Genomic DNA, 20,175 nt, shown 5'->3' on the forward strand with positions numbered 1-20,175 from the left:
GTTCTTGTTTGGTGGTGCCTGTCGGTCAGGACGGCGCGACCTTGATCGTGCCCGCTTGTCGCAGCGCTTCGATCTCGTTCGCAGACATGCCGATCTCGCTCAGGATCTCGCCGCTGTGCTCGCCGATCTCGGGTGGATCGTAGCGGTTGGGCAGGCGCCTTCCATCCATGGAAATCGGCAGCAGCGGCGTCTTGGCCTCGCCGCCGCCCGGTAGGCGAATCTCGGTCAGACCGCCCGAGCGGTTGAGATGCGGATCATCGAAGAGATCGCCGGGCTTGTTCACCGGCGCGTAGGGCAAATCGAGCTGCTCGAGACGGGCGGCCAGATCGGCCTTGTCCCATTGCTTGAAGATCTTCGCGATCTCGGGGATCAACCAGGTGCGATGATCGACGCGGTCGTTGCTGGTCGCAAAGCGCGGATCGGCGAGCCAGGCTTGCCGATCGAAGGCACGACAGAACGCGTCCCATTGCTCTTCGCCGACGATGGTGACGAACAGCTTCGAGCCGTCTTTTGTATCGAAGAGATCGTAGACCGGCCACGGGCTGTCCTTGATCGAATACGGGATCGACGGCTGGCCGCTGACCACCTCGCACATCATGGCCTGCGCCATCAGGAACACGTTGTTCTCGTACAGCGCGCTCTGGATGTAGCGACCCCTGCCGGTCCGCTGCCGCTCGGCGAGCGCAGCCTGGATCGCGATCACGCCGAACATACCGCCCATGACGTCGTTGACCGAGGCCCCGGCACGCATCGGCCGGTCGGGCAAGCCGGTCATGTAAGCGAGGCCACCCATCATCTGCACCACCTCGTCAAGCGCGAGGCGGTTCTCGTAAGGCCCAGGCAGATAGCCCTTGAGCGAGCAATAGATCAGGCGCGGTGCGAAGGCGGCGACGCTCTCGTAGTCGAGACCGATCCGCTTCAGCAGACCCGGCCGGAAGTTCTCGATCAGGACGTCGCTGCTCTGGATCAGCCTGCGTGCGACGCTCTGGCCTTCCCCGGTCGACGTATCCAGCGCGATGCTGCGCTTGTTGCGGCTGTAGGTGGCGAAGAAGCCGGCGGCCGGCCCCTTGAAATACCTGGTACGGTCGCCCTTGGGCGGCTCGACCTTGATCACGTCGGCGCCGAGATCGGCGAGGATCAAGCCGCAGCTCGGCCCCATCACCATCTGGCTGAACTCGACGACACGAATGCCGGCGAGCGGACGAAGCTCCGAGGCCGCCCCGCGCTCTGCCGCCGTCATGCCGCCCTCCGCAAAACCTTGGGAATGCCGGCCTCGTGCAGATGTCCCGTCAAATGTTTTGCCGGGATATGGCGGGCGAGAATCTCGCGCGTTTGCATCAGGCGGTCGAGGTCGATGCCGGTGGAGAGTCCCATGCGCTCCAGCATGAACACGAGATCCTCGGTGACGATGTTGCCGCGCGCACCGGGAGCAAAGGGACAGCCCCCGAGGCCCGACACCGCGGCGTCGAAACGGCGGATGTCCGCTTCGAGGCCGGCTACGGCATTGGCAAGGCCCGCGCCGAGCGTGTCGTGCAGATGCAGCCGCAGCGTCATTTGCGACCCGACCTCACGCCGCACGGCCGTGACGATCTGCCCGATCAGCTTTGGGGTGGCGTAACCGACGGTGTCGGCAAGGCCGATCTCGTCGGCGCGAGCCTCGGCAAAAGCGCGCGCCACCCGGCACACGGCCGCTTCGCTGACATCCCCTTCCATCGAGCAGCCGAAGGAGGTGGAGATCGCGCCCATCAATTGCGGCCGCTGGCCGACGGGCCGGGCATCGATCGCGGCCCGGACCGCGCGAAATCTTTCGATCTGCTCGTCGACCGAGCGGCGCACATTGGCTTGGTTGTGCGTCTCGCTCGCCGAGATAACGAAATAGACGGCGTTGACGCCAGCGGCGATGGCGCGCTCGGCCCCCTTCACGTTCGGCACCAGCGCGCCGATGGTTGCCGACTTGTGCGTGAGCGCATGCGCCATGACCGCGTCGACGTCGGCGAATTGCGGCACGACCTTTGGCGGCACGAACGATCCGGCATCGATCTCGCGCACGCCGGCAGCTGCGATCGTGTCGATCAGCGCGCATTTGGCTTCCGTCGGAACGAAGAGGTCCAGGTTCTGGAGACCATCGCGGGGGGCAGCCTCGCAAATGTGAACATCGGGCGCGTGCGCCATCGAGCTCTCTCCTGGTTAATTGTATATTATTGCATAAAAGAACAATCGGTGGGACAATCTGTCAAGCCCCAAAAATTTGCGTGCAGTGCAATGAGCGCATCCGACAGTTCCCGACAGCGCAGCGACAAGAACGGTTCCGAACGTGCCGAACACCTTGCCGGGCTGATCATGGCGCTCGCCCGGCGCGAAGGCATGAAAACCGGAGACCGCCTGATCGAACAAAGGCTTGCGGATGCGCTGGACCTTTCACGTGCGCCGATCCGGCTCGGCCTGAAGGCGCTGGAAGCAGCGGGGCTGGCGCGCGGCGAGCCGCATCGCGGCTTTGTGCTGGCAAAGAATCCCACCAGCAGCGCTGCCCAGCCGGCGCTCGCGGCGGTCAGGCGCAACGAGCAGGTTTATGCGACCGTCGCAGGCGACGTGCTCGCGAGCCGGCTGCCGGCCGACGTCACCGAGGCGGAGCTGATGCGCCGCTATGACGTCACCCGGGCCGAGCTACAGCGGCTGCTGGACCGGATCGCTGCCGAGGGCTGGATCGCGCGCCTGCCGGGCTATGGCTGGCGCTTTGCGGAGACGGTCTCGAGTCCCGAAGCTCAAACGCAGGCCAAGGCGTTTCGCGCGGTGATCGAGCCGGCGGCAATCGCGCAGCCGGGCTTTACGCTGCCGCAGGAGGTGATCGTACGCCTGCGCGAGCACCAACAACGCGTCTTCGAAGGCGAGCTCGAAAAGATGACGATCGGCGAGATCTTTCACTCCGGCTGCGAATTCCATGAAGAGATCATCCGCGGCGCCGGCAATCCCTTCTTTCTCGAAGCGCTCAGGCGTGTGAACTCGATCAGACGCCTGTTCGCCTATCGCAGCTTCGCCGACCGTGACGGCATGCGGCGCCACGTGCGCGAGCATTTGCGGCTGCTCGACGTTCTGGAGACGCGACGCTACGCGGAGGCGGCCGACTTGATGGCCAGGCATCTGCAACGCCCGCTGGTGGCGGGCTTGTCGTGATTCCCGTGGTGATCGCCTAACGCCGAAGGCCGCCCAAGGCCGGCGACTCGCCGGGCAGCATCGACGAGTTGATGTCGCTGTCCATGCGGCCCGATTGCTGCTGGATGAAGCCGGCCCCGAACGACAGGCTGAGATTGGAGGTCGGCTTGAATTCGACACCCGCGAACCCGCCGAAACCAGGCGCGGCGCTGGAGGTGAGCGGCGCCAGCGAGCTGCCGATGCCGTTGCCGAATTTCAGCGTGTCGAAGCCAGCAAAGAACGTGACGGGCATGCCGCCAGCCGTCTTGGTGTTGTAGCCGAACTGCGTGCTATCGTAGGAAAGCGCGCTGAAATTGCCGGCGGAACCGGCCTGATTGAAGCCGCTCAAACCCAAATTGCCGCGCTCACTGCCGACGAAGAAACCGTTCGCATAGCTGGTACGCCAAGCGCCATCGCCGGCGTTGAAGCTCGGAAAGCTGCCGTAGGCATCGGAGCTTTGGCCGGCGCCGCCGCCGAGGCCGAAAGGCCCGCCGGGGATCCAATATCGCAGCGGCGCGACCTGTGCATGAACCGCCCCTCCGCCGAGACAGAGCACTGCGAGAGCTGCAAGAGCACATGAACGTGCAAGGTTGAACATTCAGAGTACCGTCCAGAATTTTGCAAATTATAGTCCTCGAACATCATCAATGCCAGCGGAGTGACCGGCGTTACGACCGCAGGTCTCCCCGGGGGAACAGCACCTGATGCCGCACGATCCGTTGCTCACCCGCCTGACATCCGCTCTTGCCGAAGTCCCAGGCGTTCAGGCCGTCGTGCTCGGCGGCTCACGCGGGCGGGGCAGCGCGCATGCTGCGTCGGACTACGATATCGGCCTCTATTTCAGGACGGCGATTCTGCTGGATACCGAACGGTTGTTGGCCGCCGCAAAGGATGTCGCTGACGACCCCGCGGCCACGGCCGTGACGCCGGTCGGCGAATGGGGACCATGGATCGTCGGCGGCGCCTGGCTGTCGGTCGAGGGCCGCAAGGTCGACCTGCTCTACCGTAACGCAGACGCGGTCGAGGCCGTCATGGAATCCTGCGGCGCCGGCGTGGTCACCATGGACTACCAGCCCGGTCATCCGCACGGCTTCTGTTCGGCGATCTGGATGGGCGAGATCGCGTATTGTCAGCCTCTGCACGATCCGCAGGGCGTGATCGCGCGGCTGAAATCGATCGCCCTGCCCTATCCTCGCCCAATGCGCGAAGCCCTGATCCAGCGCTTCCAGTGGGAAATCCTTTTTGGCATCGAGAACGCCGAGCTCGCCATTGCGCGGGGTGATCGAACCCACGTCGCCGGATGTCTCTACAGATCGCTCGCCTGCATCGCGCAGATGCTGTTCGCGCTCAACGAGCGCTATCTGATCAACGAAAAGGGCGCGCTCCAGGAGGCGGCTCGCCTGCCGCTCACGATCCCGCATCTGGCAGAACGCACTGACGATGTCTGGCGGCTGATCGGCGATGGCGCCTTGCCTCCGCCTGTGAAGTCTTGCGCAAGATCGACCGGCAGTTGAAGGTGCTGTCTCAATGAAGGCATGGAGAGCTCGGTGACATCTGACGGTCCGGTCGTCTACGAACGTGTCGACAACATCGCGCGCATCACGCTGCGCCGCCCGCCCGTCAATGCGCTGAGCCTCGAGATGATCCGCAGCGTTGTCGCAGCGTTCCGCCGCGCGGCGGACGATGACGGCGCGCGCGTGGTCGTGCTGGCGAGTGCATTTGCAAAACGCTTTTCAGCGGGCCTCGATCTCGACATCCTGCTCGGCAGATCCGGCGCCGAGATCCGCGAATTCCTCCAGGCGCTCTATATCGACCTCTACGATGCTCAGTATGGGTTGGGAAAGCCGTCGATCGCCGCGGTCGGTGGCGCGGCGCGCGGCGGCGGCATGACCATGGCGGTGTCCTGCGACGTGGTGCTGGCGGCCGAGAGCGCGACGTTCGGCTATCCCGAGATCGACGTCGGCGTCATCCCGGCGATCCACTACGCACATCTGCCGCGCATCGTCGGACGCCATCGTGCCTTCGAGCTGCTGTTCACCGGCCGGGTCTTCAGCGCCATGGAAGCATGCGAACTTGGTGTCATTAACCGCGTCGTCGGCGATGCCGAACTCGAGGCGGAGGTGCTGAAGCTTGCGGCGCAATTCTCCGCCAAATCGGCCGCGGTGCTGCGGATGGGCCGCGCGGCCTTCATGCGCCAGATCGATCTCGACTATCGACGCAGCATCGCCAGCGCCGTGGACGATTTCTGCAACGTCGCGACGTCGGATGAGGCGCAGGAGGGGTTGCGGGCGTTTGTGGAGAAGCGGCCGCCGAAATGGTGAGGCGGCGTTCAGGCGGTCCTGTCCACGGAGGATGACGTATCGGCCGGCGGATATTTCGTCACCGGCACCATGAACGATTTCGTGCCGACCTGGTAGATGACCTTGCCGTTCTGACCGTCGTCGGTCGCGATCTGCGCCTGACCGAACATGATGACGTTCTTGTAGACGTAGCCGGTGCCCTGGCGCGTGACGCCGTCGGTGGTGACGCTGACCTGCGCTTCCTTGCCGTTGACGGAAAGCACCTTGAAGCTCGCGCTCTTGCCGTTGTCGGGAGAATAGCCGCCCCAGCTGCCCATGAGGCGGCTGTCGGAAGCCGGCGGGGCTTGCTTCTCGAGGTTTGCGGTCTGCTTGCCGGCGCCGCCGAACGAGAACAGCATCACCATGTTCTTGCCGTCCTTGGTGCCGACCGTGACCCCACCGAAGGTGATGAGCGTGCCCTGGACCTCGGCAAAGCCGCGCTCGGTGTGCCCGTTATGGGTGTACTCGACCTGCGCCCGGGCACCGCGGATGTTCACGACCTTGAACCCGACGGGCTGGTTGTTGCCCACCCAATTGCCCTTCCAGTCGCCGACCAGAGCGCTCTGGTGATACAGGCGCTCATTGGCGGGCGATATCTGGTTGGTGCTCGATGTGACGATGGCCATTGCAGTGCTCGGAGACAGGTCCGACAAACCCGCTTTCGTTCGCCCCAGCTTACGTCAGGATGCCGGCTGGAAACGGACGGAAACCGACTGATTAGGGCCATGCACCGGTTAACGAGCGGTTAAATTCGACCGCCGGGCGAGATGAGGCGAAAGGTCCCCAGGGAGTGCGCTATCAGCGGCCCCAGCGGTCCGACCAGATTTTCTCGCCGATCAGGCAATTGACGCGCGGCTCCTTGTCCGCGACGCGCATCGTGGGGCGCTCCGGCGTGCGGCCGGCAACCTCCATCAGCAGCTTGGTGCGGATCGCTTCCTTGAACTTGTCGCGGTCCTTGATCGTGATGACGAAGGAGCCGGGACCGCCGATGACGCAGTCCTCGTAGTAGAAATCGAGATTGTCGATGTCCATGGTCGAATAGGACGGCTCCTTGACCATGATCGGCAGGCCGTTGATGACGACGCCCTTCTCCAGCGCGGCGTCTCGCGCCACCGTGACCGGGCCGCCATTGTTGTTGGGGCCGTCGCCGGAAATGTCGATCACGCGGCGCAGGCCCCGATAGGGATCCTCGTCAAACAGCGGCATCGCGAAAGTGATCGCGCCGGAGATCGAGGTGCGCGAGGCGCGCCGGATCGGCGTCTTCATGATCTCGGCGGCGACCGCATCCGCCGTCTCGGGGCCGTCGACCAGCCGCCAGGGAATGATGATCTTCTGGTCGCTCGAGGCGGCCCATTCGAAATAGGTCACGGCGATCCGGCCGTTCGGACCGAGCTTCAGAGCCTGGAGGAACTCCTTCGACTGGATCGCCTGCGCATAGCCCTCGCGCTGGATCGCGAGTTCGTCCATGTCCATGGAGTAGGACACGTCGACCGCGAGGATCAGCTCGACGTCGACCGTCTGCGCGTCTCTGTCGCCCGCGAGCCGCTGCGGCTGATGTTTGGGCGGTTCGAATTTCGGCCCTGGTGCCGCGACGCCCGCGACGTCCCCTCCGGCAAACATGCCGGCAACCAACACAGCCCCGATCGAGAACAGCAAGCGCATCGCGGCCTCCCGTCGTATGACGTGATGGTGACATGCAATCGCCGAGCCGCAAAGGGCGAAGATCGCTTGCGCTTCACATTCAAGTTAAGAAGCGGCGGGCCGGGAAGCTGCGGGCTGCAATGTGCGCGCTTTGCGCAAAGCTGCCGCCGTGTTGCCACGCTCGCGCCGCCGGACACGCCCGGTCGCTCGCATCATCGGGCTCACGGGCGAAGCTGGAACGACAAGCCGCGGGACAGAACTCCCCGCCTACTTGTCCGGCACAATTTCCATGCTAGGTTGGCCGCACAGATGGGGATGGAGTCCCCCGATAACCGCCCGGCGGTCGATGACCGCAGTGGGCTGATGACTCCTGCTTGAGGTGGGGCAATGTTTGAGCCTCTGCCTTCGGCGGGAGCATGGACAAACCCGCCAATGGCGGGTTTTTTGTTGTCTGGTGCAAAGGCCAGGAGAAGGCGAAGTCGTGACGACGACGACACCGAATGCCGAGCGTGCGGGGCTGCCCAGGGGAGTGTGGGTGCTCGGCTTCGTCTCGATGCTGATGGATATCTCCTCCGAGATGATCCATGCGCTGCTGCCGCTCTATCTCGTCACCGTGCTTGGCGCTTCGACGCTGACCGTCGGCTTCATCGAGGGCATTGCGGAGGCAACCGCCTCGATCACCAAGATCTTTTCCGGCGCATTGTCCGACTGGCTCGGCCGTCGCAAGCTGCTCGCCGCACTCGGCTATGGACTTGCCGCGCTGACAAAGCCGCTGTTCCCGCTCGCGCCCAGCGTCGGATGGCTGGTGGCTGCGCGCTTCATCGATCGCGTCGGCAAGGGCATTCGCGGCGCGCCGCGCGATGCGCTGATCGCCGATATCGCCCCGGTCGGCCTGCGCGGGGCGAGCTTTGGCCTGCGCCAATCACTCGACACGATCGGCGCCTTCATGGGGCCGCTCGCGGCGATAGGCCTGATGTGGTGGACGGCAGACAATTTCACCGCGGTGTTCTGGATGGCGGTGCTGCCGGCCTTCCTGTCCTTCGGCTTGATCGCGTTCGCGGTGAGCGAACCGGAGCCGGACCCGAGCCGTGAGCCTGCAAAGAATCCGCTCAACCTCGCCGCAATGCGGCAACTCGGAGCGATCTATTGGCGCGTGGTGGCCGTCGGCATCGTCTTCACGCTCGCGCGCTTCAGCGAGGCCTTTCTGATCCTGCGCGCACAGAACATCGGGCTCAATGCGATGTGGGTGCCGGCAGTGCTGGTGCTGATGAACATCGCCTACGCCCTGTCGGCCTATCCGGCCGGCGTGCTCTCCGACCGGATCAACCGGACCGGCCTGCTCGCGCTCGGGCTCGTCTTCCTCGCTGGTGCCGATCTGGCGCTCGCTCTACTGCCGAATCTGGCAGGCCTCGGGCTCGGAGTCGTGCTGTGGGGGCTGCATATGGGACTGACACAGGGCCTGCTCTCGGCCCTCGTCGCTGACGCCGCGCCGCCGAACCTGCGCGGCACCGCGTTCGGCTATTTCAATCTGTTCACCGGCCTCGCCCTGCTGGCCGCGAGCGTGATCGCGGGGGCGCTGTGGGACGCCTATGGTCCGGCCGGAACGTTCCTTGCGGGGCTTGGCTTCGCGCTGGTTTCGCTTCTGGGATTGCTCGCCGTCGGCGATGGTCTGGCGGCGGAGGATAAAGGATGACGGGAGGCTGTTCATCGTGCTGAGCGGAGCAATGGCGATCGTGATCGGTAGCGCCCTGGGCGGCTGCGCCCGCTATTTCGTCTCCGGCGTGATCGCGCGGCGGCTGGGCGAAACATTTCCGTGGGGCACCATGACCATCAACGTCACCGGCGCCTTCCTGATCGGCATTTTCGGCGCGCTGGCGACCCATCCCGGCTCGGCCTTCGCTGCGCCCAATCCATGGCTGTTCGCAGTGACCGGTTTTCTCGGCTGCTACACCACGGTGTCCTCGTTCAGCCTGCAAACGCTGACGCTGGCGCGCAGCGGCGAGCCGATGCATGCGCTCGGCAATATCGTGCTCTCGGTCGGACTGTGCCTTGCCGCCGTCAGTTGCGGCTTCCTCCTTGCGGACAGCCTGGGAGGCTAGAGGTAGATGAAGTCCCCCTCTTCCGCCGAGCGCTGGCGCACTGCGATGCTCTATGCCTGGGTTGCCGCGGGCAGCATCGTCGGTGGCCTGACGCGTTATCTCGTCGGGCTCGCGCTCGATACCGGGCCGGGCTTTCCCTTCGCGACGCTGTTCATCAACGCGACGGGCTCGCTGATCATCGGCTTCTACGCGACGCTGACCGGCCCCGACGGCCGCATGCTGGCGCGGCCCGAGCACCGGCAATTCGTCATGACCGGGTTCTGCGGCGGCTACACCACCTTTTCGACCTTCAGCCTCGAGACCTTCCGCCTGTTCCACGGAGGCATGAAATACACGGCGCTCGCCTACATCGCCGCTTCCGTGATCTGCTGGCTGGTGTCGGTGTGGATCGGCCATATGATGGCGAGCCGCTACAACCGCTTGACAAGGAGCTGACCATGCAAATTCCCGCTCAGGCAGTTTCGCTCCGGATCTTCATCGGCGAGAGCGACCATTTCGACGGCAAGCCGCTCTATGAAGCGATCGTGATGACGGCGCGCGAGCGGCACCTCGCCGGCGCTACCGTGCTGCGCGGGCCGATGGGGTTCGGCAAGTCGAGCCGGCTGCATACCTCGAAGATCCTGCGGCTGTCGGAAGACCTGCCGCTCTTGATCGAGATCGTCGACAGCGAGGACAACATCAACGCATTCCTGCCCATCCTGGATGGCATGATGTCGAGCGGGCTGATCACCTTGGAGAAGGTGCAGGTCCTGCAATATGGTGCGAAGGCCGCGAGCTGAGCGCCGCGGCAGCAACCCCAGCCCGCCGTGTCCAGGAGGCGGAATGAACGACACTGTCACCAAGCCGAAGACGCGGACGAAGACCAAGGTCGAGCGGCCGAAGCTGCACAAGGTCATCCTGATCAACGACGACTACACGCCGCGCGAATTCGTCACCATGATCCTCAAGGCCGAGTTCCGCATGAGCGAGGATGAGGCCTACAAGGTGATGATCACAGCGCACAAGCTGGGCGCCTGCGTCGTCGCCGTGTTCACCAAGGACGTCGCCGAGACCAAGGCCACGCGCGCCACCGACGCCGGCCGCGCCAAGGGCTATCCGCTGCTGTTCACGACGGAGCCGGAGGAGTAAATTTCAGCCGCCCGCCGCGTGCTCTCTTCCGCCAGCCCATACACACGCTGCGCCTTGGAAAATCCCGCGATCGGAAATTCTCCGAGCTCGTGCCAATCGTGGCGGCAGACATTGGCAAAACCCTCCGAGGCGACGACGGTCCGCCCCAGCCGGCCCGTGATCTTCTCGAGCCGGGCCGCGAGATTGACGGCGGGGCCGATGCAGGTGAAGTCCAGCCGGTTGCCGCCGCCGATATTGCCGTAGAGGATGTTGCCGACATGCAGCGCGACGCCGAAGCGGAAGCGCTCGACGGCCTCTCCGACTGGAAACGCGAGCGCCTCGACGCTGGCGCGGGATTCGCGCGCCGCTTCCAGCACACCCGCGCAGACATGCGCGGCATCGCCGACATATTCGTCGATCGGAAACACCGCGAGCAGCCCGTCGCCCATGAATTTCAGCACCTCGCCGCCATGATCCCGGATCGCGGTGACCTGACAGTCGAAATAGTGATTGAGGATCTGGACCACCGTCTCGGCCGGCAACCGGTCCGACAGCGCGGTGAAGCCGCGCAGATCCGACAGCCAGATCGCAGCCTGCATGGTGTCGTTGTGGCCGCGGCGGATCTGGCCGCCGAGGATGCGGGCACCGGCGCGATTGCCGACATAGGTGTCGAGCAGCATCTCCGCCGTGCGGCGCAGGCTGATGATCTCGCTGACGCGCGCGAGCGGCGCTATGATGGCCCGGATCGCCGCGATGTCGTCGTCGCTGAAGCCGCCGGGCTGCCGCGTCATCCAGCTCGTCGCGTTGACCGAGCCGTCGAGAAACGGCAGCGGCACCGCAACATAGTCGGTCACGCCTTCGGCGCGCATGTCGTTGACGATTGGAAACCGCTGGCTGCCGGGATCGTCGACGCGCCCCCTCACCTCCAGCCCCTGCTCGAACACGATCCGAAGCGGGCTCTGGGCAAACTCCGGCGAGTCCAGAACATCGAACTCGACCGCGCCGATTTCGACCCCTTCGCCCTGCCGCCAGATGAAGTTGCGGCCGAATATTTCCGGGTGGAGCGTGCGGATGAAGATGCCGAACCGGAACACCGGCAGGCCGGCCGCGACCAGGCGTTCGCAGAAATCCGCGATCATCTCGACCGGCTCTACCGACGACCAGGCGCCGTCGATCAGCCAATTGGAGACGCGCTGAAGCTCGGAGCTGCTCATGTCCGCATTTGCGGACGAAGTTGTGGGATCGTCAAGCTGCGCGGTGAGCTAGTACCGAGACATCAACGTCCCACCTGCCCGCGGTCGCGCAGGAAGTGGTCGGCCAGCACGCAGGCCATCATGGCCTCGCCGACGGGGACGGCGCGGATGCCGACGCAGGGGTCGTGGCGCCCCTTCGTGAAGATTTCGGTGTCCGCGCCCTGGCGATCGACGGTGAGACGGGGCTGCAGGATCGACGAGGTCGGCTTCACGGCGAAACGCACCACCACCGGCTGCCCCGTGGAGATGCCGCCCAGCACGCCGCCGGCATGGTTGGACAGGAAGCGCGTGCCGTCATTGCCGGTGCGCATCTCGTCGGCGTTCTCCTCACCGGTGAGCTCGGCCGCGCCAAAACCGGCGCCGATCTCGACGCCTTTCACCGCATTGATGGTCATCATCGCACCTGCCAGATCAGAATCGAGCTTGGCGTAGATCGGCGCGCCAAGGCCGGCCGGCACGCCTTCGGCGACGATTTCGATCACCGCACCGATCGAGGAGCCGCTCTTGCGGATGCCGTCGAGATAGGTCTCGAAGAACGCGGCCTTGTCCTTGTCCGGGCAGAAGAATGGATTCCTGGCGATCTCGTCCCAGTCCCATTTGCCGCGGTCGATCTTGTGCGGCCCCATCTGCACCAGCGCGCCGCGCACCCTGACGTCGGGCAGCACCTTTCGCGCGATCGCGCCAGCGGCAACACGCGTCGCGGTCTCGCGCGCCGAGGAGCGGCCGCCGCCGCGATAGTCGCGCAGGCCGTATTTGGCCTCATAGGTGAAGTCGGCGTGACCGGGGCGAAACTTGTCCTTGATCTCGGAATAGTCCTTGGAGCGCTGGTCGGTGTTCTCGATCAGGAGCCCGATCGGCGTGCCCGTCGTCACCTGCACGCCGGTCTCCGGATGCGCCATCACGCCGGAGAGGATCTTGACCTGGTCCGGCTCCTGGCGCTGCGTGGTGAAGCGCGATTGGCCCGGCCGGCGGCGATCGAGATCGCCCTGGATATCGGCCTCGGTGAGCGGAATCATGGGCGGACAGCCATCGACCACGCAGCCGATTGCCACCCCATGGCTCTCGCCGAAGGTGGTGACGCGGAACATGTGGCCGAAGGTGTTGAAGGACATCGCTGCTCGCAGGCTCGGTTCCAGTGTGTGGTAACGCGCGAGGAGCTGGGGGTCAAACCTAACTAAACTTCTCCAGCCGGCCCTCGCGGAACACGTAGACGGCGCCTTGCTGGATAGAGAGCTCGGCGGCGCCGGCGGGTGTCTCGATGCCCAAAGCCACCATCAGGGCCCGGCACGCGCCGCCATGGGCAACTGCGACGGTGTCGACCAGGAGCGACTCGTACCAATCGAGCATGCGCAGCTGCACCGCCGCATAGGTCTCGCCGCCAACGGGCGCCACCGTCCATTTGTCGGCGAGGCGCCTCGCATAGACGTCGGGATCGGTGGCCTCGCTTTCAGCCAGCGTCAGCCCCTCCCAGGTGCCGTAGCCGATCTCGCGCAGGCGATCGTCGAGCGAATAGTCGGCAGGCGGCAGTTCGAGCTTGCCGCGGACGAGTTCCATGGTCTGGCGCGCACGCCCGAGCGGGCTCGACACGTAGGGCAGCGCCGCTCTGTCCTTGCCGTCGCGCCTGAACAGATCGGCCAGAACGTCAGCCGCCTGCACGGCCTGGCCGCGGCCGCGCGCGTTCAGCGGGACGTCCCTGGTGCCCTGAAGCCTCCCGAGTGCATTCCACTCGGTCTCGCCGTGGCGAAGGAAGTAGATCGTGGGCACGGACATCGCGGCTGAAAGCTAGTCCTTGCCGCCGAAGGAGATATCCGGCGCATCGGGCCGCTTCATGCCGAGCACGTGATAGCCGGAATCGACGTGATGCACCTCGCCGGTGACGCCGCGCGAGAGATCTGAGAGGAAATACAGCGCGCTGCCGCCGACGTCTTCGGTGGACACGTTGCGCCGCAACGGCGCATTGTTCTCGTTCCACTTCAGGATATAGCGGAAGTCGCCGATGCCGGACGCGGCTAGCGTCTTGATCGGACCTGCCGAGATCGCGTTGACGCGGATGTTCTTCTCGCCGAGATCGGCGGCGAGATAGCGCACGCTCGCCTCCAGCGCCGCCTTCGCCACGCCCATCACGTTGTAATGCGGCATCCATTTCTCGGCGCCGTAATAGCTGAGCGTGATGAGCGAGCCACCATCCGTCATCAGCTTCTCGGCGCGTTGCGCCACCGCCGTGAACGAATAGCAGGAGATCAGCATCGACTTGGAAAAATTCTCCGGCGTGGTGTCGACGTAGCGGCCTTCGAGCTGCTCGCCATAGGCGATCGCATGCACCAGGAAGTCGATCTTGCCCCACTTCTCCTTCAACACCGCGAACGCAGCATCGATGGTCGCGGCATCGGTGACGTCGCAATGGCCGAGCACGAGACCGCCGATCTCGGCGGCGAGCGGTTCGACGCGCTTCTTCAGCGCATCGCCCTGATAGGTGAAGGCGAGCTCGGCTCCGGCGGCGTGGCATGCCTTGGCGATGCCCCAGGCGATCGAGCGGTTGTTGGCAAGGCCGAGAATGACCCCGCGCTTTCCTTGCATCAGACCTGAATTCTGCGCCATTTGAACGTCCCGTCGAACTCTTGGTGAGGTCTGGAGGTACACCAGCCCTCCCCTGCGGTACAGCCCTAATACGCCGCGTTAACGTTGTTTCGAGCGCCGGAATAGCCGTTCCATTCGGGTGTTATCATCGCTATAGGCGCCCGCGCCTGATACCAGGACGTCAAGACCGCAATGAGTGCGTTTCGCCAGAGTGTGGAGGCCATGATCCCGGCGTTGCGCCGCTACGCCCGCGCGCTCACGCGCGATGCGGACGCGGCCGATGATCTGGTGCAGGACACGCTGGTGCGGGCACTGCGTTCGGAGCGATTGTTTCTCGGCGGTGACGTCAGGAGCTGGCTCTACACGATCCTGACCAACCTCAACAAGAACCGGCGGCGCTCGCTGGCAAGGCGGCCGCAGTTCATGCAGCTGACGGAGAACAACCCGGATGCCAGCGGCACCGAAGCCGAAGGCCGCGACATCGAGCGGGCGCTGGCGACGCTCGTCGAGGAGCAACGTTCGGTGCTGCTGCTGGTCATGCTGGAGGGCATGAGCTACCGCGAGGTCGCCGACATCCAGGGCGTGCCGATCGGCACCGTGATGTCGCGCCTGGCCCGCGCCCGCGCCCACGTCAAGGCCTCGCTGGACGGCGAGCGCACGACGCTCAGGCGGGTGAAATGATGGCAGGGTTGATGCATCGCGTGTCGTCCACCCGCAGCGTGCCGATGCCGCGAGCGAAGTCGAGCTTGGAACGAGATTTAGGGCCACAGAGCCAGAGACGATCGATATGAACGAGCGCAAGATCCCAGTGACCGAGGACGAACTGCACGCCTATGTCGACGGCGAGCTGCCGGCCGAGCGCCGGGCCGACGTCGAGGCCTTTCTTGCCGCCCATCCTGACGAGGCCGAGCGCGTGCAGTCCTGGCGGGCCATGGCGGAGATGCTGCACGCCCGTTACGACACCGTCGCCCAGGAGCCGGTGCCGGCGCGGCTGGAGCTCGAGCGGCTGGAACGCCGCCCGCGGCAGTGGCTCTATGGCGCCGCGGCCGCTGTGCTGGTTGCTTTCGTCGCCGGCGGCACGGCCGGTTGGGTCGCGCATGGCGCCGCAAGCGCACCCTCGACCTTCCAGAGCTTTACCGCAGACGCGCTCGACGCCCACCGCCTCTATGTCGTCGAGGTCCGCCACCCCGTCGAGGTTGGCGGAAACGAGCGCGACCATCTCCAGGCCTGGCTGACCCGGCGCTGCGGCTGGACCGTGTTCGCGCCGAACCTGGAGGCCAGCGGGTTGAAGCTCGTCGGCGGCCGGCTTTTGCCGGGGCCGAACGGCCCGGCCTCGTTCCTGATGTATGAGGGGGCCTCTGGCGAGCGCTACACGATCTACACCGCCAAGACCGAGAATGGTGCGACGCAAATGCGTTACGCCAAAACGGACAAGGACGGCGCGCTGTTCTGGGCCGAGCGCGGCGTCGGCTATGTCGTCAGCGGCGGCGGTGATCGCGACCGGCTGACCAAGGTGGCGCAGGCCGTCTACGATCAGGCCGAGAAAAACGGCACCTAGACAGCCGCTCGAGCGTGGTGCCCAGATTCCGTCATCGAAAATTTGGAATCAAGACATCGGCGCGTCTCATTATCGCACCGGATGATCACGCGAAAATGAGCAGCGTTCGATCCGCCGATCGACGCGGGCGGCCTCGATTGGGGTTTTTGGTACCGCGCTGGTCCCCCTCTCGAGGCCGCACCTTTTTATCGGCTGCCCCGCCGGACAGCCGACACGTCTCCAACGTCAGCGTCGAAGCGCGAGCCGCGCTTCAGGCGTATGTTGAGCATCATCCTTTCGGGAAGAGAACGCTCCGATCGTCGAACTGGCCTCGGATAGCGCCCTAGCCGAGTCCGCTACGTGGATTGTAGGGGTGTTGGTCCCGCCACTTCTCCATCAATGCTTCAAGCTCGGCGTCGTTCCCGTCCGGTAGCATAATCCTGATGGTGACGAAGAGATCCCCGGTTCCGCCAGCTTTCGGCAGGCCCTTGCCCTTGAGGCGGAAGGTCCGGCCACTGGAGGTGTTCTTCGGCACCGAAAGCTCCACGGCATTGCCGAGGGTGGGCACGCGGACCTTAGCCCCGAGCACCGCCTCGTAGAGCGTGACCGGCAGGTCGATACGCAGGTCGGCGCCCTCGACCTTGAAGTAGGCGTGCGGCGCGATGCTGATGGTGATGAGGAGATCGCCGGGCGGATGGCCCTGCGCGGACTCGCCCTGCCCCCGAAGCCGGATCTGCTGGCCCTCGGTGACCCCAGCCGGAATCTTGACGTTGAGCTCCTTGCCCGTCGGCAGCCGGACGCGCTTCTCGCCACCCTTGACCGACTCTTCCAGCGAGACGGACATGGCAACATTCACGTCGAGATCGAGCCCGATCCCGCCGGTGTCGAATTCGAACTGGGCGCCGCCGCCGGCCCCAGGCCGCGCGCCACGCATCCCGCCGCCGAACATGCTGTTGAGGATATCCTCGAACGCGCCGCCACCCTGGCCAGGGCCACCACCGGAGCGGAACGTATAGCTTTCGAACCCGCCGGGGCCGGCGCGGCCGCGCGGCCCGCCGCCGCCCGGAAAACCCTGGAAGCGCGGCTTGCCCTCGGCGTCGATCTCGCCGCGGTCGAACAGCTTGCGCTTGTCCTCGTCGCCGATGATCTCGTTCGCCGAGTTGATCTCGGAGAAGCGCTCGGCGGCTTTCGGGTCGTCCTTGTTGCTGTCGGGATGGTGCTTCTTGGCAAGCTTGCGATAGGCGCTTTTGATCGCGGCAGCGCTGGCGCTCCGCGGCACCCCCAAGACCTCATAGGGGTCGCGCATCCGTCACGTCTCCTTCAAGAAATCGAATTGTTCAAAGGGCTCCCCGCCCCATCTGCGATCCATGTGGGGAGAGCGTGGCATTTTTGCAACTAGGCTTGCCGGCCGAATCCTAGCTCCGCCACGGCTTTAGCGTATGAATCTCCCAACGGCCACGGGTGCTTTGGCAGCCGGCGCCCTGGAGCCAGCTTTCGGTCGCCCCGTTGACGTAGCTCGCCAGGAAATCGCGGCATTTGCGGCCGTCCTCGGCGGCATAGGACTGCGCGATCGGCGTCACCGAACCGCGCGCCCCGGTCTCCGGATTCTCCCAATGCTGGCTGGAATCCTTGTCGCCCTTGCTGAGGACGTCGGAGGCAGCGTTGCGGGCGAAGGCGAGATCGGTCTCGGTCGGCGGGGCCTCCTTTGCCGGACGCGCGATCGAACCGGTGAGGTCGTTGTCGTCGGCCTTGGCGTAGGCACTCTGGTCGTTGCGGGAAAAGCTGCATCCCCCGGTCCCGAGCCCGATGAGGATGATCGTCATGACAAAGCCGGACGGCCGGATCGCCGATAGGCCAACGCGTCCCCATGCCCTATATAGGGCGGGAGCGGACAACAACGCGTTTTGGGCCGCGGGACGCAACTCGGACTCCAGACATGACCGACACGACCTCGATGAAACACCAGACACCCTTAACATCCGGTGATTTCACCGCCGCCGACGAGCCATTTGCGTTGTTCGAGGCCTGGCTGAACGAGGCAATCAAGAGCGAGCCGAATGATCCGAACGCCATGGCGCTCGCAACCGTCGATCCCGACGGGCTGCCTGATGTGCGCATGGTGCTGATGAAGGGCTTCGATACCGAGGGTTTTGTCTTCTACAGCCACATCGCGAGCCAGAAGGGCCGCGAACTCGCCGCAAATCCTAAGGCAGCGTTACTTTTCCACTGGAAGTCGCTGCGCCGTCAGGTCCGCATCCGCGGCAACGTGACGCCGGTGACCGACGCCGAGGCCGACGCCTATTTCGCCACCCGCCCCAAGCAGGCGCAGATCGGCGCCTGGGCGAGCAAGCAGTCGCAGGAGCTGGAGAGCCGCTTCGCCTTCGAACAGGCGATTGCGAAAGTCGCGGCCAGATACGTCATCGGCGAAGTGCCGCGGCCGCCGGGGTGGAGCGGCTGGCGCATCACGCCCTCGCGGATCGAGTTCTGGCACGACCGCCCATTCCGTCTGCACGACCGCATCGAATTTCGCCGTGACGCGGCCGGCCAACCATGGTCCAAGACGCGGATGTATCCGTGAGATTTGGGCCGACCTGAAAGATGTCCATGCCGCATTCGTCCAATGCGCCGCGCCGTACGCTGCTCCTGACCGGAGCCAGCCGCGGCATCGGCCACGCCACCGTGATCCGCTTCTCCTCGGCGGGCTGGCGCGTCATCACCTGCTCGCGGCACCCGTTCCCCGAGGACTGCCCGTGGGACGCGGGACCCGAGGACCACATCCAGGTCGACCTCGGCAATCCCCAGGACACCGCGCGCGCGATCAACGAGATCCGCAGCCGGCTGGAAGGCGGCACGCTGCATGCGCTGGTCAACAACGCCGCGATCTCGCCGAAGGGCCCCGGCGGCTCCCGGCTCGGCTCGGTCGACACCGATCTCGACACCTGGACGCATGTCTTCCATGTCAATTTCTTCGCGCCGATCATGATGGCGCGCGGGCTGATCGAGGAATTGAAGGCGGCCAAGGGCTCGGTCGTGAACGTCACCTCGATCGCCGGCTCGCGGGTGCATCCGTTCGCGGGCGCCGCCTACGCGACGTCGAAGGCCGCGCTGGCGTCCCTGACGCGCGAGATGGCCTCCGATTTCGGCCGCGTCGGCGTGCGCGTCAACGCGATCGCGCCGGGCGAGATCGACACCTCGATCCTGTCGCCGGGCACCGAGAAGATCGTCGAGCAGCAGATCCCGATGCACCGCCTCGGCACGCCCGACGAGGTCGCCAAGATCATCTACGTGCTGTGCACGGAAACCAGCTCTTACGTCAACGGTGCCGAGATTCACATCAACGGCGGCCAGCACGTATGATCCGTTCGCGTCATTGCAGGTCGTGACGGAGCAAGGGCGACAACCTCGCTCTCGCGTCCCGGACGCGCTGCGGCACGCAGTGACGCTGCGTAGAGCCGGGACCCAGGGTGGCGCGGCACGCGGCGAGATGGGCCCCGGCTCTGCAGCGCACCGCTGAACCGGACGATGCTTCGCATCGCCGGGCCGCTGCGCGGCGTCCGGGGCACGAGAGCGGTGGGTGGCGCGCATACTCTCTCCACGTCATTGCGAGGAGCCCTTGCGACGAAGCAATCCAGAATCTTTCCGCGGAGAGATTCTGGATTGCTTCCGCCTTCGCCAAGGCTTCGGCGGACAATTCGCTGCGCTCGCAATGACGGAGTTCAAATGCGCATTCCGACGTGCAGTGCCGTAGGGTGGGCAAAGCGACTTGTCCGCCATAGCTCGAAGAGCGACGGCGGAAGCGTGCCCACGTATCTTTTGCGGCCGAGACGAGAGAGATCGTGGGCACGGCGCAAGAGCGCCTTTGCCCACCCTACGATATTTGAGCTTGTGACACGCAGACATGCCTTCTCGCTCTCGCGGCTTGATTCACCCGAGCTTTGCTTGGTCACTCCACCCTCTTGATCCAAGAGGGCGCAGGGAAGGCCGGGTGCTGGACCTCGCACCCGCGGTCCGCTGCGCGAAAATGCGCACGCAGGAAGAACCGCACAGCAGCATACAGGTGGTGCCGATCACTCGGCCTTCCCTGCGCGATGGTTGGACGGCTTATGCCGTGCTCTCCCGGGAGCCGAACTTTCCTTCTGGCCTCCCTCGCCCCGCGAATTGGATGATGCAGTCTGCCCGGTTGGGCTCGCTCGCACCTTCGCGACAGCTTGACCGTGGCAACGACGGCCAGGACCACACGGTTTTGCCGTACGCACGGCCCGCCATGTCGCCCGCAGTATTTCCAGCCCTGTCGACGAAGCCAGAAACTTACAGGCGAGACGAACCTGACAGCGCCGCTCGTCTGCACGAAGCCTCGGGCTCACAGGGACTACCCGCCCTGCCCGCGCCTCTCATGCCGACGCTGCCGCGTCCACCGCAAGCCCGGGCGGTGG

The 20,175-nt window shown here is 65.2% G+C and carries 23 protein-coding genes and 1 riboswitch; of the genes, 12 read left to right on the forward strand and 11 right to left on the reverse strand.

Translation table 11 applies throughout. The annotated features are described in order from the left end of the window. Nucleotides 1-25 precede the first annotated feature (25 nt). Nucleotides 26-1,240: a CaiB/BaiF CoA-transferase family protein gene (locus IVA79_RS18850; RefSeq protein ID WP_247555338.1), complete on the reverse strand. Its 1,215-nt coding sequence runs from the start codon at nucleotides 1,238-1,240 to the stop codon at nucleotides 26-28. Continuing rightward, entirely contained in the window at nucleotides 1,237-2,172 is a 936-nt protein-coding gene (locus tag IVA79_RS18855; protein ID WP_247555341.1) for a hydroxymethylglutaryl-CoA lyase, read from the reverse strand. Before IVA79_RS18855 ends, IVA79_RS18850 begins: the two co-directional genes overlap by 4 nt. A 90-nt stretch (nucleotides 2,173-2,262) precedes the next feature. On the opposite strand from IVA79_RS18855, the gene IVA79_RS18860 reads away from it, so the two are divergent. Next, nucleotides 2,263-3,171 carry a GntR family transcriptional regulator gene (locus IVA79_RS18860; RefSeq protein ID WP_247555344.1) on the forward strand — a complete coding sequence of 303 codons (909 nt, stop codon included), beginning with the start codon at nucleotides 2,263-2,265 and terminating at the stop codon, nucleotides 3,169-3,171. Between the two features lie 16 nt (nucleotides 3,172-3,187). Here IVA79_RS18860 and IVA79_RS18865 read toward each other — a convergent pair whose 3' ends face one another. Next, on the reverse strand, nucleotides 3,188-3,787 hold the full coding sequence (locus IVA79_RS18865; protein WP_247555347.1) for a hypothetical protein: 600 nt from the start codon (nucleotides 3,785-3,787) through the stop codon (nucleotides 3,188-3,190). 106 nt (nucleotides 3,788-3,893) lie between these two features. Between IVA79_RS18865 and IVA79_RS18870 the strand changes: the two genes are divergently transcribed. Together IVA79_RS18870 and IVA79_RS18875 are read left to right on the forward strand one after the other, a co-directional pair. Beyond that, a complete protein-coding gene (locus IVA79_RS18870; protein ID WP_247555349.1) occupies nucleotides 3,894-4,703 on the forward strand; it encodes a nucleotidyltransferase domain-containing protein in 810 nt (269 codons plus the stop codon). A gap of 33 nt (nucleotides 4,704-4,736) precedes the next feature. After that, on the forward strand, nucleotides 4,737-5,510 hold the full coding sequence (locus IVA79_RS18875) for an enoyl-CoA hydratase/isomerase family protein (protein WP_247555350.1): 774 nt from the start codon (nucleotides 4,737-4,739) through the stop codon (nucleotides 5,508-5,510). An 8-nt stretch (nucleotides 5,511-5,518) separates the two neighbouring features. Here the strand turns inward: IVA79_RS18875 and IVA79_RS18880 are convergent, their stop codons facing one another. Next, the gene (locus IVA79_RS18880; RefSeq protein WP_247555351.1) at nucleotides 5,519-6,154 is read right to left on the reverse strand and encodes a hypothetical protein; all 636 of its coding nucleotides are present in this window, start codon (nucleotides 6,152-6,154) and stop codon (nucleotides 5,519-5,521) included. A gap of 172 nt (nucleotides 6,155-6,326) precedes the next feature. Beyond that, nucleotides 6,327-7,190, reverse strand: a complete 864-nt coding sequence (locus IVA79_RS18885) for a DUF1194 domain-containing protein (RefSeq protein ID WP_247325864.1) — start codon at nucleotides 7,188-7,190, stop codon at nucleotides 6,327-6,329. Nucleotides 7,191-7,471: 281 nt separating this feature from the next. Beyond that, a riboswitch (Fluoride riboswitch) is annotated at nucleotides 7,472-7,549 on the forward strand. Between the two features lie 101 nt (nucleotides 7,550-7,650). Between IVA79_RS18885 and IVA79_RS18890 the strand changes: the two genes are divergently transcribed. The 5 genes from IVA79_RS18890 to clpS are packed head-to-tail and all read left to right on the forward strand — an operon-like array spanning nucleotide 7,651 to nucleotide 10,396. Further along, entirely contained in the window at nucleotides 7,651-8,862 is a 1,212-nt protein-coding gene (locus IVA79_RS18890) for an MFS transporter (RefSeq protein ID WP_247555352.1), read from the forward strand. A gap of 16 nt (nucleotides 8,863-8,878) precedes the next feature. After that, complete coding sequence (gene crcB, locus IVA79_RS18895) at nucleotides 8,879-9,268, forward strand: fluoride efflux transporter CrcB (RefSeq protein WP_247555354.1); 390 nt, start codon at nucleotides 8,879-8,881, stop codon at nucleotides 9,266-9,268. Between the two features lie 6 nt (nucleotides 9,269-9,274). Beyond that, nucleotides 9,275-9,703 carry a fluoride efflux transporter CrcB gene (crcB, locus tag IVA79_RS18900; protein WP_247555356.1) on the forward strand — a complete coding sequence of 143 codons (429 nt, stop codon included), beginning with the start codon at nucleotides 9,275-9,277 and terminating at the stop codon, nucleotides 9,701-9,703. A 2-nt stretch (nucleotides 9,704-9,705) separates the two neighbouring features. Next, nucleotides 9,706-10,047, forward strand: coding sequence for a DUF190 domain-containing protein (locus IVA79_RS18905; protein WP_157337271.1), 342 nt, complete (start codon nucleotides 9,706-9,708; stop codon nucleotides 10,045-10,047). Nucleotides 10,048-10,090: 43 nt separating this feature from the next. Next, nucleotides 10,091-10,396 carry an ATP-dependent Clp protease adapter ClpS gene (gene clpS, locus IVA79_RS18910; protein ID WP_247555358.1) on the forward strand — a complete coding sequence of 102 codons (306 nt, stop codon included), beginning with the start codon at nucleotides 10,091-10,093 and terminating at the stop codon, nucleotides 10,394-10,396. Here the strand turns inward: clpS and IVA79_RS18915 are convergent. The 4 genes from IVA79_RS18915 to fabI all read right to left on the reverse strand — a co-directional run bounded on the left by IVA79_RS18915 (nucleotide 10,360) and on the right by fabI (nucleotide 14,226). After that, nucleotides 10,360-11,589, reverse strand: a complete 1,230-nt coding sequence (locus tag IVA79_RS18915) for an adenylate/guanylate cyclase domain-containing protein (protein ID WP_247555360.1) — start codon at nucleotides 11,587-11,589, stop codon at nucleotides 10,360-10,362. The genes clpS and IVA79_RS18915 overlap by 37 nt on opposite strands. 62 nt (nucleotides 11,590-11,651) lie before the next feature. Continuing rightward, nucleotides 11,652-12,740, reverse strand: a complete 1,089-nt coding sequence (gene aroC, locus IVA79_RS18920; RefSeq protein ID WP_247555362.1) for a chorismate synthase — start codon at nucleotides 12,738-12,740, stop codon at nucleotides 11,652-11,654. Between the two features lie 58 nt (nucleotides 12,741-12,798). After that, complete coding sequence (locus IVA79_RS18925; RefSeq protein WP_247555365.1) at nucleotides 12,799-13,398, reverse strand: histidine phosphatase family protein; 600 nt, start codon at nucleotides 13,396-13,398, stop codon at nucleotides 12,799-12,801. 12 nt (nucleotides 13,399-13,410) lie between these two features. Beyond that, on the reverse strand, nucleotides 13,411-14,226 hold the full coding sequence (gene fabI / locus IVA79_RS18930; protein WP_247555367.1) for an enoyl-ACP reductase FabI: 816 nt from the start codon (nucleotides 14,224-14,226) through the stop codon (nucleotides 13,411-13,413). Nucleotides 14,227-14,397: 171 nt separating this feature from the next. Here fabI and IVA79_RS18935 point away from each other — a divergent pair, with 171 nt between their 5' ends. Both IVA79_RS18935 and IVA79_RS18940 read left to right on the forward strand, forming a co-directional pair. Beyond that, nucleotides 14,398-14,886, forward strand: coding sequence for an RNA polymerase sigma factor (locus tag IVA79_RS18935; protein ID WP_247555369.1), 489 nt, complete (start codon nucleotides 14,398-14,400; stop codon nucleotides 14,884-14,886). A 106-nt stretch (nucleotides 14,887-14,992) separates the two neighbouring features. Continuing rightward, nucleotides 14,993-15,763 carry an anti-sigma factor gene (locus IVA79_RS18940; RefSeq protein WP_247555371.1) on the forward strand — a complete coding sequence of 257 codons (771 nt, stop codon included), beginning with the start codon at nucleotides 14,993-14,995 and terminating at the stop codon, nucleotides 15,761-15,763. Between the two features lie 322 nt (nucleotides 15,764-16,085). Here the strand turns inward: IVA79_RS18940 and IVA79_RS18945 are convergent, their stop codons facing one another. Both IVA79_RS18945 and IVA79_RS18950 read right to left on the reverse strand, forming a co-directional pair. Continuing rightward, on the reverse strand, nucleotides 16,086-17,048 hold the full coding sequence (locus IVA79_RS18945) for a DnaJ C-terminal domain-containing protein (protein WP_247555373.1): 963 nt from the start codon (nucleotides 17,046-17,048) through the stop codon (nucleotides 16,086-16,088). Between the two features lie 109 nt (nucleotides 17,049-17,157). Further along, complete coding sequence (locus tag IVA79_RS18950; RefSeq protein ID WP_346658193.1) at nucleotides 17,158-17,565, reverse strand: RT0821/Lpp0805 family surface protein; 408 nt, start codon at nucleotides 17,563-17,565, stop codon at nucleotides 17,158-17,160. A gap of 113 nt (nucleotides 17,566-17,678) precedes the next feature. On the opposite strand from IVA79_RS18950, the gene pdxH reads away from it, so the two are divergent. Together pdxH and IVA79_RS18960 are read left to right on the forward strand one after the other, a co-directional pair. Next, on the forward strand, nucleotides 17,679-18,320 hold the full coding sequence (pdxH, locus tag IVA79_RS18955) for a pyridoxamine 5'-phosphate oxidase (RefSeq protein ID WP_247555378.1): 642 nt from the start codon (nucleotides 17,679-17,681) through the stop codon (nucleotides 18,318-18,320). A gap of 26 nt (nucleotides 18,321-18,346) precedes the next feature. Next, a complete protein-coding gene (locus IVA79_RS18960; protein ID WP_247555379.1) occupies nucleotides 18,347-19,099 on the forward strand; it encodes an SDR family oxidoreductase in 753 nt (250 codons plus the stop codon). Nucleotides 19,100-20,175: the final 1,076 nt, after the last annotated feature.

This window comes from Bradyrhizobium sp. 138 (genome assembly GCF_023074075.1).
GTDB lineage: Bacteria > Pseudomonadota > Alphaproteobacteria > Rhizobiales > Xanthobacteraceae > Bradyrhizobium.

Coding starts and splice junctions, on each gene's coding strand:
- IVA79_RS18850 (WP_247555338.1), bottom strand. CDS start 1,240: ATGACGGCGGCAGAGCGCGGGGCGGCCTCGGAGCTTCGTCCGCTCGCC.
- IVA79_RS18855 (WP_247555341.1), bottom strand. CDS start 2,172: ATGGCGCACGCGCCCGATGTTCACATTTGCGAGGCTGCCCCCCGCGAT.
- IVA79_RS18860 (WP_247555344.1), top strand. CDS start 2,263: ATGAGCGCATCCGACAGTTCCCGACAGCGCAGCGACAAGAACGGTTCC.
- IVA79_RS18865 (WP_247555347.1), bottom strand. CDS start 3,787: ATGTTCAACCTTGCACGTTCATGTGCTCTTGCAGCTCTCGCAGTGCTC.
- IVA79_RS18870 (WP_247555349.1), top strand. CDS start 3,894: ATGCCGCACGATCCGTTGCTCACCCGCCTGACATCCGCTCTTGCCGAA.
- IVA79_RS18880 (WP_247555351.1), bottom strand. CDS start 6,154: ATGGCCATCGTCACATCGAGCACCAACCAGATATCGCCCGCCAATGAG.
- IVA79_RS18885 (WP_247325864.1), bottom strand. CDS start 7,190: ATGCGCTTGCTGTTCTCGATCGGGGCTGTGTTGGTTGCCGGCATGTTT.
- crcB (WP_247555356.1), top strand. CDS start 9,275: ATGAAGTCCCCCTCTTCCGCCGAGCGCTGGCGCACTGCGATGCTCTAT.
- IVA79_RS18905 (WP_157337271.1), top strand. CDS start 9,706: ATGCAAATTCCCGCTCAGGCAGTTTCGCTCCGGATCTTCATCGGCGAG.
- clpS (WP_247555358.1), top strand. CDS start 10,091: ATGAACGACACTGTCACCAAGCCGAAGACGCGGACGAAGACCAAGGTC.
- IVA79_RS18915 (WP_247555360.1), bottom strand. CDS start 11,589: ATGAGCAGCTCCGAGCTTCAGCGCGTCTCCAATTGGCTGATCGACGGC.
- aroC (WP_247555362.1), bottom strand. CDS start 12,740: ATGTCCTTCAACACCTTCGGCCACATGTTCCGCGTCACCACCTTCGGC.
- IVA79_RS18925 (WP_247555365.1), bottom strand. CDS start 13,398: ATGTCCGTGCCCACGATCTACTTCCTTCGCCACGGCGAGACCGAGTGG.
- fabI (WP_247555367.1), bottom strand. CDS start 14,226: ATGGCGCAGAATTCAGGTCTGATGCAAGGAAAGCGCGGGGTCATTCTC.
- IVA79_RS18935 (WP_247555369.1), top strand. CDS start 14,398: ATGAGTGCGTTTCGCCAGAGTGTGGAGGCCATGATCCCGGCGTTGCGC.
- IVA79_RS18940 (WP_247555371.1), top strand. CDS start 14,993: ATGAACGAGCGCAAGATCCCAGTGACCGAGGACGAACTGCACGCCTAT.
- IVA79_RS18945 (WP_247555373.1), bottom strand. CDS start 17,048: ATGCGCGACCCCTATGAGGTCTTGGGGGTGCCGCGGAGCGCCAGCGCT.
- IVA79_RS18950 (WP_346658193.1), bottom strand. CDS start 17,565: ATGACGATCATCCTCATCGGGCTCGGGACCGGGGGATGCAGCTTTTCC.
- pdxH (WP_247555378.1), top strand. CDS start 17,679: ATGACCGACACGACCTCGATGAAACACCAGACACCCTTAACATCCGGT.
- IVA79_RS18960 (WP_247555379.1), top strand. CDS start 18,347: ATGCCGCATTCGTCCAATGCGCCGCGCCGTACGCTGCTCCTGACCGGA.